Source organism: Massilia sp. R2A-15, assembly GCF_030704305.1.
Classification (GTDB): domain Bacteria; phylum Pseudomonadota; class Gammaproteobacteria; order Burkholderiales; family Burkholderiaceae_D; genus JAFCUW01.
Genome location: NZ_CP131935.1, coordinates 128,216 through 143,011, shown reverse-complemented (window position 1 = coordinate 143,011; position 14,796 = coordinate 128,216). Strand labels below are relative to the sequence as shown.

Below are 14,796 nucleotides of genomic sequence, written 5' to 3'. Positions count from 1 at the left end.
GTTATACCTCCGAATCGGGGAAGCGGCGTGCGCCGTCTGGCTCCGGACGGCGCGCCCGGCCGTCCCAGCTCCAGCGCGACACGTACACCGCGTCGATGCCTTCGTGGCGCTGCAACTGGCAAATCGACACGCCCGGCAGTTCGGCATAGCAGGCCCATTCGCGCTCGCTGGTCATGACGAAATCGAGATCGAACTCGCGCACCAGCGCCATGCAATGGGCGCGCGCGGCGTCGTCGATGCCGGCGAAGGCTTCGTCGAGCAGCACCAGGCGTGGCGCATGCGGCGAGCCACCGTGGCTGTAAAAGCTGGAAACCGCCGCGAACAAGGGCACGGTCAATCCCAACGCGCGCTCGCCGCTCGATGCTGGCCCGGACAAAGGGCGCCACTGGCCGTCCTGCCAGCGCAGGACGCGGAAACGGTGCCAGCGCCGGTAGTCCAGCGCCCGCCCCAGCATCTCGAGCAGGCTGCCGCCTCCGCCCTGCTCGGCATCGGCACGCGCCCGCTCGCTGCTGATCCGGTTTTGCAGCATCGCGCCCACCACCATGCGATCCTGCTCCGACCAGGCGTCGAAGCTGGTGTTGAGCAGGCGCTTGCGCGCCGTGTCAAGGCCGACCGGCGCGCCCTCGCTCCCCGCCGGCAGCGGCTCCCATACCAGCTTGAAGCGCACTCCGGTCGATGTCGGGCGCTTCGCCAGTTCGGCGTTGATCGCGTCAAGGCGTCCTTCCGCATCCTGCAGCAAGCGCTGAATCGCGGCGGCCACCTCGGCCTGCAGGTGATTCTCCAGCACTTCGGTTTCCCGCGCCGTCAGCAGTTCCTTGCGCTGAGCGATTTCTTCCGTGATGCGCAGTTCGATCAGGTCCGGGCGCTCGGGACGGTTTTGGTAAATGATGGTGACCACCAGGCCGAAATCGGTGGTGTCGGCCTGGGCCTGGTGCCCCAACGCCGTCAGTGCGGACAGCAGGTCGGGGTAGTCGCGCGAGACCAGGTTCTGGATACGGTTCCAGTCCTCGTCGTCCGCGCTGACATCCTGTAAGCCTTGCTCGGCGCGACGCGCAATATTCAGCGCCGCTTCGATCGTCCACTGCGCGCTGCCGGTATCGAGCTCCGGCAGCGCGACCGCCAGAAGGCCGGTGGCCGCGAAGCGTTCCAGACTCGCGATGGCCTGGTGGCGCGCCGCGGTGCGCTCGTCCAGTGTGGCGGCGCCATCTTTGACGCGCTGCTCGCTGCGCGCCAGCTGTCCGCTGGCCGCGATCAGCGCCGTCGTGCCGTCGCGCAGCAGCTTTTCGCCCTCCTCGACCGCTACGCGGCTTGCGGCAAGGCGCTGCATCAGTTCCTCGACCTTGACACCGACCGTGGCGCGCAAAGTTTGCAGACGTGCCGCCATCTCGTCGAGCTCCTGGCCGGCCTGTTCGCGCCGCAGCCGGCGCCCGGCGACATCCGCGGCCGCTTCGCTCGCGCGCTCAAGCTGGCGCGCGTGCTCCGGCAGCGCGTGGCGCAAGTTGTTCACTTCGATCAGCAGCGCCTGGACGGCCGCCTCGAAGCGCATCAGCCCAGCTTCGGTACTGGCCAGCCCCCCGGCGTCCACCGGCAGGCGCAGATCCTCACCGTCCTGCAGCAGTTGTGCCCGCGCGATTTGCCAACGTTCGTCGGCGGCGGCCAGCCGGGCCTGCGCTTGTGCGAGCCTGTCAACGAGTGCGCGCCGCTGGCGTTCCAGGCCACTCGCGTTTACATGCGCGGCGCGCACAGCCTCGTCGGAGGGCGCAAGCCGCCACTCGTCGGCGGCACGCATCTGACGCACAGCGGCGTCTTCTTCCTGTGCGCGCGACGCCGCGAGCTTGCCGAGCAGGTCCGCAATCAGCGAAGTCAGTTCGTCGAGCCGGCGTCGGCGTGCCAGCGCGCGGCTGGCGGCGCCGATATATTCGGCTGCCGGTTTGTTCCATGCGCCGCGCAGGGGGCCGAGGCGAAACCGGCCGTCCGGCGCGACCCATGCCTCGGCGTCGACAGCCTCGCTTTCACCGCAGGCGATTGAGCGAAGCAGGCGCGCAACCAGTGCGGGATCTACCGGGGCGCCGGATGCAGGCTCGAGCCAGTCGGCCAGCGACGGGCTTTGCGATGTGCGCGCGACCAGCATGGTGTCGAAGCCATCGGGCGACAACAGCACGCCTTCCGGCGTAACCCAGGCGTCAAGCAGGCCGGCCGCTTCCAGCGCCGCTTCCAGGCCGGCGCTGGCGCCTGAGGCTTCGCGAAACTCGACCAGCTGCCAAAGCGGCGCGCCCGGTTTTGCGGCCGCCCGCGCTGACGCGTCGCGATGGTAGGGCGCGGGCGGGCGCTGGTCCTCGCCCCGATCGAGCGCTTCCTGCTCGGCGCGCAGCTCACCGAGTTGCGCTTCCAGAGCGGCGAATTGCTGACGCGCCTCGGCCAGCTGCAGGGCCAGGCGTTCACTGGCCTGCTGCTGCGCATGGAGCAAGGCCGCCAGCGCCGGATCTTCGCCTTCCAGCGCGCGCACCCAATCGGCCAGTGATGCCAGTACGGCGTCCGCATCGTCGAGGCGCAGTTCGCGCAACGTGCCGGCGTGGTCCTGCCACGCGCCGACCAGCGCGGCGCCGCACTGCTCTATCTGCAGTTCGGCAGCCGCTACTTGCGCCACCATGTCGGCCAGTTCGTCGGCCAGGCGATCACGCCCTTCACGGTCCTGCTGGCGTTCGCGTTCGGCAGTCTCTAGCGCCCGCAGGCGGCGCCGCAAGGCGGCCAGGTCGTCGCGCCGCCGCGCGGCCAGGGCCAGCAGGCTTTGCTGGATCCGCGCGACGGCGCCCGCGTCCGCCTGCGCCAGCAATTCGGGCGCGCCCAGCAGGGCTATCGATTCACGGCAGTCGTCGCGGTCGGCCAGGCCGGCGTCTGCCGCCGCCAGCGCCGCTGGTTCCAGCGCCCGGTCCAGCGCGGCGCGCGCGGCGCCTGCGCGCTCGCCGCTGCGGGCAGCTGCCTCGTCCTCGCGCCGCTGGCGCAGGAAGGCCTCCTCGAGTGCGGCCTGGGCCAGCATCATGTCGCGCCGGCGCAGGTCGGTGTGGCGCGCGGACTCCTCCAGCCGGTGGGCGTCGCGCATGGTCGGATCGGCCTGCAATTCAGCCAGCGCGGCGCGCTCCCGCAACAGCATTGCATCGGCGCTGGCGATCTGCGCCTGCAGCTTCGCTTCGGCCTGCTGCGCCGCCTGCAGCGCCGCACGCGCATCGTGCAGGTCGCGGCTGGCGTTGTCGAAGCCGGTTTGCGCCGTGCGCAGCGTGCGGGCGTGGCGCCGCGCGTCGATCCGCGCGTAGACCTGATAGCTGCGGTTGAACTGGGCGATGGCCTTGTGCAGCGCGATTAACTCCTGCAACTGCGCGCGGTATTCTTCGAGCTGGCTCATGGCCTCGGCCACGTCGCCGAGCAGGTCGTCCGGCAGGGGCGGCAGCGCTTCGGTCAGCGCGCCCGACAGGTTGTCCTCGTTCGGTTTCCTGGATAACTGCGGCTGGCGCAGCTGGATCAAGGTATCCATCAGCGCGCCATACCGAACTTCACCCAAGTGAAACAGGCGTTCGTCGACCGCGCGCCGGTAGGCGCCGGCGGTGTCGAAGACCTGGCCGTGGACGCCCAGGGCAGCGCCGAGCCGGTCCTTGGTCAGCACTGCGCGCTGCGGATTGATCAGCCACAGGTCTTGTCCCATGCGCTGCCGCTCGGTCATGAAGAACCAGCTGTCGACGCCGGTGCGCGCGGCCAGCGCCGCCATGCCGCATCCCAGCGTCAGATATTCCGGCTGGCCGTCGTCCGCCAGCCGCCCGAACTCGACCCAAGTGTAGCCAAGTCGGCGTTCGTGCTTACCGAGCAGCAGGTTCCACGCCATTTTTTTGCCCGCGTCGCCATCGGGCTCGATGCGCGACGACTTGAGCTGGGCGTCAAACAGGAATGGCAGTGTCAGCGACAAGACTTTCGACTTGCCGGTGCCATTATTGCCGCGCAAGAGCAGGTGGCCGTCACGGAACCAGAATTCCTCGCTGTCGTAATGAAATAGCTCGACCAGGCCCATTCGCAGCGGCTGCCAGCGCAAACGGGTCGGTTCGGGCAGGGCCGGCAGCGCGGCGGGCGTGGCCTGGTCCGGGGCGGTTAGAAAAAGGTCGTTCATTAAAAGAGCGTCGCCTGAGTGTCGGGGGCATCGGTGCCGGGCGCACCGGGAGGGGCCTTGCGGGCGATGATTTCGGTGTCGCCGAGGGAGAAACGGGCCAATGCCGGGAGGCCGCGCGCACCGCCGGCATCGTGCCGAATCAGGCGCAGCATGGCCAATCTGCCCAGCGCGTCGCGCGCCAGCTCGGCCTCGGCGCCCGGCTCGCGCGCCGCCTTGCGCCAGTAACGCCCGTACTCCGGGGCCGCCGCACGGATGAAATTCGCGACCTCGGTATCGGTCACGCAGCGGCCAGCCTGGCTGGCGCCGGCCAGGAACTCAGCGACCAGCAAGGTGACGTGGGCGGACGTGCCTTCGGCCGGCATGACGGCGTCGGTCAGCTCTCCGCCCTCGTCGACCAGGGCCAGGCCCTCGGCGCGCTGTTCCGGCGCCAGCCCGGTCGCCTCGCACAGGCGCGCCGCCAGCGGTCCGCGCTGCGACTGGAAATAGGCGAGCAGCGCGGGATCGTTCTCGAACTCGGCGAAATACACCACCGGGTCGTCCAGCAGGCGGCGCGCCAGATGGTGGCGCATGGCGCTGCGGCGGCCCTCCTCGCTGTCGGCGGTGTATTCGTCGACCAGGGCCCGCAAGCGCGCATCGAGGGTGGCCGGTGCGCTGTCGGCCGGCCAGGTCGAGGGACCGCGGGTTGCGGCCAGCAGGCCGGCCAGCACGCGCCGCTGCACGTCATACAGGGCGTCGCCGGCGCGCGCGACGAAGGCATCCTCGTCGCCGGCGACCCGGTGCAGCACGCCCAGCCCGAGCAGGAAGCGGCATACCGCGACCAGCTCGCGCCGCTCGTGCTGAGCGTCGAGCAGGAAGGTGAAGCCGCGCGCGGTCAGTTCCGGCTCGGCCGCCAGAGCCAGCAGCTTTTCGCCCAGCGTGCGCAAGGTGATTTGCGGGTCGGCCCGCTCCAGTGCGGCGCAGGCCAGGCAAAACAGCAGGTAGCGGCGGCGGTCGAACTGCGGCGCGCCCCGGCTGGCGTCACCGAGGTCGGCCGGTCGCTTGTACAGGCGCGCGCAGTCGCGCTCGACATGCAGGATCCAGCCGGTGCTTTGGGAGAACCAGTCGCGCAAGGCGTCCGCGTGGCGGCGCACCGCGCCAAAAGCCGGGTGCGCCGCCGTCATCAGTGGCGCCATCAGCATGGCGCGCAAAGCGTCGCGCCGCTCCTCGTCGTGGTGCCGGCTCAAGACATCGCGCACCGCGTGCGAATCGGGCCGCCGCGGCGTGGACGACGCGTTCATATCGCCTCCATCGTCGGCGTGATGGTGAGCAGGTGATCGCGTCCGGAAAAGGTGCCGAGGCCGGTCTCGATGCGGGCGTGGGAATCGGCGGCGAGCGGTTCGAGGCGGATCCGCAGCAAGCCGTCGGCGGTCTGGCGCGACACGCTTTGCTCAGGCGAACCCTGGGCCGACAGCGCCTCGCCGAGCAAGGACAGGAACAGGCGGAACGCGTGCGGATCGAGCTGCCCCAGCTGCGACAGGCGGATCGGGGCGCCGGTGGCCAGTGCGGCGCGCGCCGCCTCGACCTGGCTTCTCTCCTCGCTGATTTGTAAGGCAAGCATGGCGCGCTCGCCCGCGCGATCGCGTACGTGGGGCGCGGGCCCGCGCGCAGCCACCTCGCCGCGCTCACGCAAGCGCGGGTGAATGGCGACCGCCGGCGCCTCGGCCCAGGGCGTCGAGGCCGGGACCGGATCGCCGCGCGTCCCCGGCTCGCTGAGCAGGCTCAGATGACGGGCCGGATTGAGGGCGAAGGCGGCGCGCCACAGGCGGTGCGCGTCGGCGTCGCTGTCAGTCTCGGCGAACCAGCGCGCCAGGATGCGGAAGTCAGCCGAGCGGTCGCTGCGGCCGCTGCGGCGTTCGTTGAGCGCGGCCACCGCCGCCAGCAATTGCGGAATCGCCGAGCGTGCCTTTGCCCGCAGCAATTCCGACTGGGCCTGGATGTGGCCGTCGCTGATGAACCAGCGAGACAGGCCTTGCCAGCGTTCGCGCCAGCTCGCGACGCGTTGTTCGAACGCTGCCACCTGCGCGTCGTCGCCGCCAGGCGCCGCGTCGCGCGTTTCGCGCTGCGCGGCCAGTGCGAGCAAGGGTTCGATCCGGGGCGACAACTCGGCCAGCGCTTGCGCGATCGCGCCGGAGCGTCCCACCAGGTCACCCACGAAGCGCTGCAGATAGTCGATAAGCCTTTGCTTGAACGCCATGACAGCGTTGGGATCGGCTTGCTGCAATTCGATGGTGCGCGCCACGCCGGCCATGAAAGCCTGGGCGTTGTCGGCCAGGCCTTCGAACACGCGCACCAAGTCGCGCAGCACGCCGTGCACCTTGGCCGGGTCGATTACCGGCGCGGCCGCCAGCGCGCGCAGTGCGCCCAGTTGAGTCAGAATATCTTCGAGCGCGACCGTTTGCAATTCGCTGCGCCGCGCCAGCGCTTGCGCGAACGTAACAAGCGCCGACTCGACCGCCTCGCCGCCCAGCGACAGGCGATACAGGAATCGGGCGCGGTAAAAATCTTCGATGCTGGCCACCCGCGTCGTGTCCGGCTGCGATTCCAGGTTGCCCCAGTCGGCCAGTTGGGACAGCGCGAGCTGAATTTCCTCGATCGGCGGCGGCGCGCCTTGCCATGCGGCCTCCAGCCGTACCTCGTCCGGGCGAAGCTGCAGGCGGAACTGGCGTTTGGCGGCCGCAAAAGTGTCCATGATCTGGCGGTACAGCCGCGCCTTGTCCGCACTGACGTGGCGAAACAAATCTCCGGCGGCGTGCGGGATATGGTTCATCGGATTGGGCGACTGGTCGGCAAATCGACAACAATGCCATTGTAGCAGCCCCGCCGAAGCCGTCGGTGATGGGACAGGTCCGCAGGACCAGTGCCAGGATTGCTTTTCGACAGACGAAAAAAAACCCAAGCATTTCTGCTTGGGTTTTTCTCTTGTAACTAGCCTGACGATAACCTACTTTCACACTGGTTGCAGCACTATCATCGGCGTAATCTCGTTTCACGGTCCTGTTCGGGATGGGAAGGGGTGGTACCGAGTTACTATGGTCATCAGGCATAACTTGTACAGGTCTTGCTCCCGACGGGGCAGCAATTCCTAGAATCTGGAAGAAGTAAGTTTTGTATTACATGGGTAATGAGTATGAATCAGAACAAGCCACAACGGTCTTTCTCATCTCTGTACCTGCTAAGGTTATAGGGACAAGCCGTACGGGCAATTAGTATTGGTTAGCTTAATGCATTACTGCACTTCCACACCCAACCTATCAACGTCCTGGTCTCGAACGACCCTTTAAAGAGCTCAAGGCTCTGGGAAATCTCATCTCAAGGCAAGTTTCCCGCTTAGATGCTTTCAGCGGTTATCTCTTCCAGACTTAGCTACCCGGCAATGCCACTGGCGTGACAACCGGTACACCAGAGGTCTGTCCACTCCGGTCCTCTCGTACTAGGAGCAGCCCCCTTCAAATTTCCAACGCCCACGGCAGATAGGGACCAAACTGTCTCACGACGTTTTAAACCCAGCTCACGTACCACTTTAAATGGCGAACAGCCATACCCTTGGGACCGGCTACAGCCCCAGGATGTGATGAGCCGACATCGAGGTGCCAAACTCCCCCGTCGATATGAACTCTTGGGAGGAATCAGCCTGTTATCCCCAGAGTACCTTTTATCCGTTGAGCGATGGCCCTTCCATACAGAACCACCGGATCACTATGTCCTACTTTCGTACCTGCTCGACTTGTCAGTCTCGCAGTTAAGCACGCTTATGCCATTGCACTATCAACACGATGTCCGACCGTATCTAGCGTACCTTCGAACTCCTCCGTTACACTTTAGGAGGAGACCGCCCCAGTCAAACTGCCTACCATGCACTGTCCCCGACCCGGATAACGGGCCAAGGTTAGAACCTCAAACAAACCAGGGTGGTATTTCAAGGATGGCTCCACGAGAACTGGCGTCCCCGCTTCAAAGCCTCCCACCTATCCTACACAGATTGGTTCAAAGTCCAATGCAAAGCTACAGTAAAGGTTCATGGGGTCTTTCCGTCTAGCCGCGGGTAGATTGCATCATCACAAACATTTCAACTTCGCTGAGTCTCGGGAGGAGACAGTGTGGCCATCGTTACGCCATTCGTGCAGGTCGGAACTTACCCGACAAGGAATTTCGCTACCTTAGGACCGTTATAGTTACGGCCGCCGTTTACTGGGACTTCAATCAAGAGCTTGCACCCCATCATTTAATCTTCCAGCACCGGGCAGGCGTCACACCCTATACGTCCACTTTCGTGTTTGCAGAGTGCTGTGTTTTTATTAAACAGTCGCAGCCACCAGTTTATTGCAACCCTTTCACCCTCATGGAGTAAACCAATCAAGCTACCAGGGCGTACCTTTTCCCGAAGTTACGGTACCAATTTGCCGAGTTCCTTCTCCCGAGTTCTCTCAAGCGCCTTAGAATACTCATCTCGCCCACCTGTGTCGGTTTGCGGTACGGTCTCGTATGACTGAAGCTTAGAGGCTTTTCTTGGAACCACTTCCGATTGCTTCGAGACCGAAGTCTCTCGTCTCAACCCCTTGAATTCCGCGCCCGGATTTGCCTAAGCGCCTTCTATGAGTCAAAAACCGGGACATCCAACACCCGGACAACCTTTCGCGATCCGTCCCCCCATCGCATCATACGACGGTGCAGGAATATTAACCTGCTTCCCATCAGCTACGCATCTCTGCCTCGCCTTAGGGGCCGACTCACCCTGCTCCGATGAACGTTGAACAGGAAACCTTGGGCTTACGGCGTGGGGGCTTTTCACCCCCATTATCGCTACTCATGTCAGCATTCGCACTTCTGATACCTCCAGCATCCTTTACAAGACACCTTCGCAGGCTTACAGAACGCTCTCCTACCATATAGATCAAGTGATAAATCACGAGAAATATATCCGCAGCTTCGGTGACTGGCTTAGCCCCGTTACATCTTCCGCGCAGGACGACTCGATCAGTGAGCTATTACGCTTTCTTTAAATGATGGCTGCTTCTAAGCCAACATCCTGACTGTTTTAGCCTTCCCACTTCGTTTTCCACTTAGCCAATCTTTGGGACCTTAGCTGGCGGTCTGGGTTGTTTCCCTCTTGACGCCGGACGTTAGCACCCGACGTCTGTCTCCCAAGCTCGCACTCATCGGTATTCGGAGTTTGCAATGGTTTGGTAAGTCGCAATGACCCCCTAGCCATAACAGTGCTCTACCCCCGATGGTGATACTTGAGGCACTACCTAAATAGTTTTCGGAGAGAACCAGCTATTTCCAAGTTTGTTTAGCCTTTCACCCCTACCCACAGCTCATCCCCTAATTTTTCAACATTAGTGGGTTCGGACCTCCAGGGCGTGTTACCGCACCTTCATCCTGGCCATGAGTAGATCACTTGGTTTCGGGTCTACACCCAGCGACTGTCGCCCTATTCGGACTCGATTTCTCTACGGCTTCCCTATCTGGTTAACCTTGCCACTGAATGTAAGTCGCTGACCCATTATACAAAAGGTACGCAGTCACGGAACAAGTCCGCTCCTACTGTTTGTATGCACACGGTTTCAGGATCTATTTCACTCCCCTCCCGGGGTTCTTTTCGCCTTTCCCTCACGGTACTGGTTCACTATCGGTCGATTACGAGTATTTAGCCTTGGAGGATGGTCCCCCCATATTCAGACAGGATTTCTCGTGTCCCGCCCTACTTGTCGCATACTTAGTTCCACACATCGCATTTCGTATAAGGGGCTATCACCCTCTATGGCCGGAGTTTCCAATCCGTTCTACTATGCGTCATGCTAAATCATGCAGGCTCATCCCATTTCGCTCGCCACTACTTTGGGAATCTCGGTTGATTTATTTTCCTGCAGCTACTTAGATGTTTCAGTTCGCCGCGTTCGCTTTGCATACCTATGTATTCAGTATGCAATGACCTAAAAGGCCGGGTTTCCCCATTCGGAAATCTGCGGATCAAAGTGTGTTTGCTCACTCCCCGCAGCTTATCGCAAGCTACTACGTCCTTCATCGCCTGTAATCGCCAAGGCATCCACCATGTGCACTTATTCGCTTGTCCCTATAACGTTAACCTCTCAGCCGACTAAGCCGAAAGACGCTACAGAGATAAGAAAGTACAGCGTTGTTGCTTGTTTTGATACATACAATCATTACCCTGCCAAACTGCTTTCACAGATTGACATAAAACTTTACTTCTTCCAGATTGTTAAAGAACGAACAGCAATTAATCTCTAAAAGATCAAACCTAAATCCCGGCGCCATCTGCGCTGATTTACGTTTGAACTTTTGGTGGAGGATGACGGGATCGAACCGACGACCCCCTGCTTGCAAAGCAGGTGCTCTCCCAGCTGAGCTAATCCCCCGTGGGTAATACGCGCTAAAACTGGTAGGGCTGGTTGGACTCGAACCAACGACCCCCGCGTTATCAACACGGTGCTCTAACCAGCTGAGCTACAGCCCCAAATGCTGTTCTTTATCTTTATTAACAGTCGATAAGAGTGGACGCTCAATGATCGGCATCTCTGCCTGGTGCAACTCTAGAAAGGAGGTGATCCAGCCGCACCTTCCGATACGGCTACCTTGTTACGACTTCACCCCAGTCACGAATCCTACCGTGGTAAGCGCCCTCCTTGCGGTTAAGCTACCTACTTCTGGTAAAACCCGCTCCCATGGTGTGACGGGCGGTGTGTACAAGACCCGGGAACGTATTCACCGCGACATGCTGATCCGCGATTACTAGCGATTCCAACTTCATGTAGTCGAGTTGCAGACTACAATCCGGACTACGATACACTTTCTGGGATTAGCTCCCCCTCGCGGGTTGGCGGCCCTCTGTATGTACCATTGTATGACGTGTGAAGCCCTACCCATAAGGGCCATGAGGACTTGACGTCATCCCCACCTTCCTCCGGTTTGTCACCGGCAGTCTCATTAGAGTGCTCTTTCGTAGCAACTAATGACAAGGGTTGCGCTCGTTGCGGGACTTAACCCAACATCTCACGACACGAGCTGACGACAGCCATGCAGCACCTGTGTTACGGCTCTCTTTCGAGCACACCTCGATCTCTCGTGGCTTCCGTACATGTCAAGGGTAGGTAAGGTTTTTCGCGTTGCATCGAATTAATCCACATCATCCACCGCTTGTGCGGGTCCCCGTCAATTCCTTTGAGTTTTAATCTTGCGACCGTACTCCCCAGGCGGTCTACTTCACGCGTTAGCTGCGTTACCAAGTTAATTAAAACCCGACAACTAGTAGACATCGTTTAGGGCGTGGACTACCAGGGTATCTAATCCTGTTTGCTCCCCACGCTTTCGTGCATGAGCGTCAATCTTGACCCAGGGGGCTGCCTTCGCCATCGGTGTTCCTCCACATCTCTACGCATTTCACTGCTACACGTGGAATTCTACCCCCCTCTGCCAGATTCTAGCCTTGCAGTCTCCATCGCAATTCCCAGGTTGAGCCCGGGGATTTCACGACAGACTTACAAAACCGCCTGCGCACGCTTTACGCCCAGTAATTCCGATTAACGCTTGCACCCTACGTATTACCGCGGCTGCTGGCACGTAGTTAGCCGGTGCTTATTCTTCAGGTACCGTCATTAGCAAGGGATATTAGCCCTCACCGTTTCTTCCCTGACAAAAGAGCTTTACAACCCGAAGGCCTTCTTCACTCACGCGGCATTGCTGGATCAGGCTTGCGCCCATTGTCCAAAATTCCCCACTGCTGCCTCCCGTAGGAGTCTGGACCGTGTCTCAGTTCCAGTGTGGCTGGTCGTCCTCTCAGACCAGCTACTGATCGATGCCTTGGTAGGCCTTTACCCCACCAACTAGCTAATCAGATATCGGCCGCTCCAGGAGCATGAGGTCTTGCGATCCCCCACTTTCATCCTTAGATCGTATGCGGTATTAGCGTAACTTTCGCTACGTTATCCCCCACTCCAGGGTACGTTCCGATATATTACTCACCCGTTCGCCACTCGCCGCCAGGTTGCCCCGCGCTGCCGTTCGACTTGCATGTGTAAGGCATGCCGCCAGCGTTCAATCTGAGCCAGGATCAAACTCTTCAGTTCAATCTCTGTTTGTCGGACGTTTCCGTCCGAATTCGTCCCATTGGTCCGAATTCGCTCACTCAAAATACTGACAGGCCACTACTTTCGTAGCGCCTATATTTCTTTTTTGTGAACATTTGATAATTTAAGTATTCAGTGACCGAAGCCACTGGCACCTTCATCAAACGCCCACACTTATCGACTGTTAATTGTTAAAGAACTTATTCGGTACTGCTTGCAGCTTGTCGACAAATCGTTTTGTTTGTCAGCCGCGAAGAAGAAAGAGTATGAAGCATTTCGCCTACATCGTCAACTCCTTTTTTCCTACACCGTCTTTTCAGACGTCCCCAAGTGCTTGTTTTTGTTAACCAATTTCTCGGGGAGGCGAACTATAGCAAAGCGAACTCGGCCCTGACAAGGCTTTTTGCGGCGTTGCAACAACGACCATGGCGCTTGGCGTTCAACCGCCGCTTGACTTGCCGCGCATCTGGGAAGACATTGAAGGCAAGGCAGCAACCCAGGTGATTAGACTATCAATTTGCGTGTTCATTCCTGGAGCACGTGTAACAAGGTGGAACTTCGGCATCCCGACGAAAGAGTCCCGTGACGAGGGCTCACATGGAGACAACGGATCATGCACCAAGTAACTGCGCAAGGCCGGAAAGGGGCGAGTCCGCTGTCGCCCGCTTCAAGTTGGGATCACGACATGCCGGTCATCATCGAATCGTCGCACCAGCGCTCGCGTTCCTACGGTCTGGGTCCCGACACTCGGCCCGACTTCAGCCCGCTGGCACGCAACGACCTGTCGCTGCTGATCGAACAGAACCGGCTGCTGCATACGCACGCGGCGCCCGTGATGGAGGCGCTGTACCAGCAGATCGTCAACACCCACCACATGGTGATTCTCACGGATGCGAAAGGCGTCATCGTCCATTCCCTGGGCGACGACGATTTCCTCGCAAAGGCCAGCCGCGTTGCGTTGCAGCCGGGCGTGGCCTGGTCCGAGCAGAGCAAGGGCACCAATGCGATCGGCACCGCGATCGCGGAGCAGGCGCCGGCGCTCGTGCACGCGGACCAGCACTACCTGGCCGCGCACCACTTCCTGACCTGCTCCGCCGCGCCGATTACCGACCATCAGGGCAAAGTCATCGGAGTCCTGGACGTGTCCGGCGACCAGCGCAGCTTCCACAAACACACCATGGCGCTGGTGCGGATGTCGGCGCTGATGATCGAGAACCAGCTGTTCTCGGCCAGCTTCGAAGATGCGATCACGCTGCACTTCCATGCGCGGCCCGAATGCATCGGAACGCTCATGGAAGGCATCGCTTCGTTTACGCCTGGAGGGCGCTTCCTGTCGGCGAACCGCAATGGCCTGTTCCAGCTTGGGCTGTCGTTCCCGGCGCTGCAGTCGCATACCTTCAGCTCCCTGTTTGGCATACCGGTGTCGGCCATGTATGACCACTACCGCCACCCCGCCCCCGGGCTTCTGCAGCTTTCCATGCACAACGGGGTCCGCGTCCACGGGCGCGCCCAGCTGCGGGTGATGAGCGAGGTCCGTGCGTTTTCAGGGCCGGGCGAGCGGGTTAGTGCGCGACGCCGCCCCGGGCTGAGCTGCCTGAACACCGGCGATCCCCAGCTCGAGCAGGTCATCGCCAAGGTCACCAAGGTGCTCGGTCACGACATCCCCATCCTGGTGACGGGCGAGACCGGCACCGGCAAGGAACTGCTGGCGCAGGCGATTCACAGCGACTCGCCGCGTGCGACAGGCCCGTTCGTGGCGGTCAATTGCGCGTCGATCCCGGAAACGCTGATCGAATCGGAGCTGTTCGGCTATGAAAACGGCGCCTTCACCGGTGCGCGCAAGAAGGGATCGATCGGCAAGATCGTGGCGGCGAACGGCGGCACCCTCTTCCTCGACGAGATCGGCGACATGCCGCTCGGTCTGCAGGCGCGCCTGCTGCGGGTGCTGCAGGAACGCGTGGTGACTCCGCTCGGCGGCGGCAAGCCGATCGCCGTCAACGTCGAATTGATATGCGCGACTAACCACAATCTGCGCGAGCGCATCGCCAAAGGCCTGTTTCGCGAGGATCTCTACTATCGGCTGAACGGCCTGGTGGTCAAACTTCCGCCGCTGCGCGAACGCACCGACCTCGAGACGGTCGTCAAGAAGATCCTGGCGAGCGAATCGAACCACGGACACCACACGGTGTCGGACGAAGTGCTGCGCATGTTCGTGCGCCACAAATGGCCGGGGAACTTCCGCCAGCTGACCAACCTGCTGCGCACCGCGGTGATCATGGCCGGCGACGAGCTTGAAATCGGCCTGCGCCATATGCCCGACGACTTCCTCGACGACATCGACATGCAACCGGCCGCCGATTCCGACAAGATGATCGCCGCTGGCGCCAACCTCGAGGAAATGGAGCAGTCGATGATCGTCAGGACGCTGGGCGCCCATGGCGGAAACGTGTCGGCAACGGCGCGCGCGCTTGGGGTGTCGCGCAACACCATCTACCGCAAACTGCCGCACCTGAAATAGGA

The 14,796-nt window shown here is 61.6% G+C and carries 4 protein-coding genes, 2 tRNA genes and 3 rRNA genes; 1 reads left to right on the top strand and 8 read right to left on the bottom strand.

Going from position 1 to position 14,796, the window contains the following annotated elements; all coding sequences use genetic code 11:
• Position 1 precedes the first annotated feature (1 nt).
• From Q4S45_RS00590 to Q4S45_RS00555, 8 genes are all read right to left on the bottom strand, one after another.
• Positions 2 to 4,153, bottom strand: coding sequence for a TIGR02680 family protein (locus Q4S45_RS00590; RefSeq protein ID WP_305508155.1), 4,152 nt, complete (start codon positions 4,151 to 4,153; stop codon positions 2 to 4).
• Entirely contained in the window at positions 4,153 to 5,430 is a 1,278-nt protein-coding gene (locus tag Q4S45_RS00585) for a TIGR02678 family protein (RefSeq protein ID WP_305508153.1), read from the bottom strand. The genes Q4S45_RS00590 and Q4S45_RS00585 overlap by 1 nt, the downstream gene beginning before the upstream one ends.
• Complete coding sequence (locus Q4S45_RS00580; protein ID WP_305508151.1) at positions 5,427 to 6,959, bottom strand: TIGR02677 family protein; 1,533 nt, start codon at positions 6,957 to 6,959, stop codon at positions 5,427 to 5,429. Before Q4S45_RS00580 ends, Q4S45_RS00585 begins: the two co-directional genes overlap by 4 nt.
• 161 nt (positions 6,960 to 7,120) lie before the next feature.
• Positions 7,121 to 7,233: ribosomal RNA gene (rrf, locus tag Q4S45_RS00575) — 5S ribosomal RNA — on the bottom strand.
• Between the two features lie 141 nt (positions 7,234 to 7,374).
• Positions 7,375 to 10,265: ribosomal RNA gene (locus Q4S45_RS00570) — 23S ribosomal RNA — on the bottom strand.
• Between the two features lie 228 nt (positions 10,266 to 10,493).
• A tRNA-Ala gene (locus Q4S45_RS00565) sits at positions 10,494 to 10,569 on the bottom strand.
• Between the two features lie 21 nt (positions 10,570 to 10,590).
• Positions 10,591 to 10,667: transfer RNA gene (locus tag Q4S45_RS00560), tRNA-Ile, on the bottom strand.
• Between the two features lie 80 nt (positions 10,668 to 10,747).
• Positions 10,748 to 12,276, bottom strand: a 16S ribosomal RNA gene (locus Q4S45_RS00555).
• Together the 16S, 23S and 5S rRNA genes with 2 tRNA genes alongside form the textbook arrangement of a ribosomal RNA operon.
• Before the next feature lie 685 nt (positions 12,277 to 12,961).
• Here Q4S45_RS00555 and Q4S45_RS00550 point away from each other — a divergent pair.
• Entirely contained in the window at positions 12,962 to 14,794 is a 1,833-nt protein-coding gene (locus Q4S45_RS00550) for a sigma-54-dependent Fis family transcriptional regulator (protein WP_305512013.1), read from the top strand.
• Positions 14,795 to 14,796: the final 2 nt, after the last annotated feature.

What these genes read in the sequence shown, in the direction of transcription:
- Q4S45_RS00590 (WP_305508155.1), bottom strand. Translation starts at nt 4,153, where the DNA reads ATGAACGACCTTTTTCTAACCGCCCCGGACCAGGCCACGCCCGCCGCG.
- Q4S45_RS00550 (WP_305512013.1), top strand. Translation starts at nt 12,962, where the DNA reads ATGCCGGTCATCATCGAATCGTCGCACCAGCGCTCGCGTTCCTACGGT.
- Q4S45_RS00580 (WP_305508151.1), bottom strand. Translation starts at nt 6,959, where the DNA reads ATGAACCATATCCCGCACGCCGCCGGAGATTTGTTTCGCCACGTCAGT.
- Q4S45_RS00585 (WP_305508153.1), bottom strand. Translation starts at nt 5,430, where the DNA reads ATGAACGCGTCGTCCACGCCGCGGCGGCCCGATTCGCACGCGGTGCGC.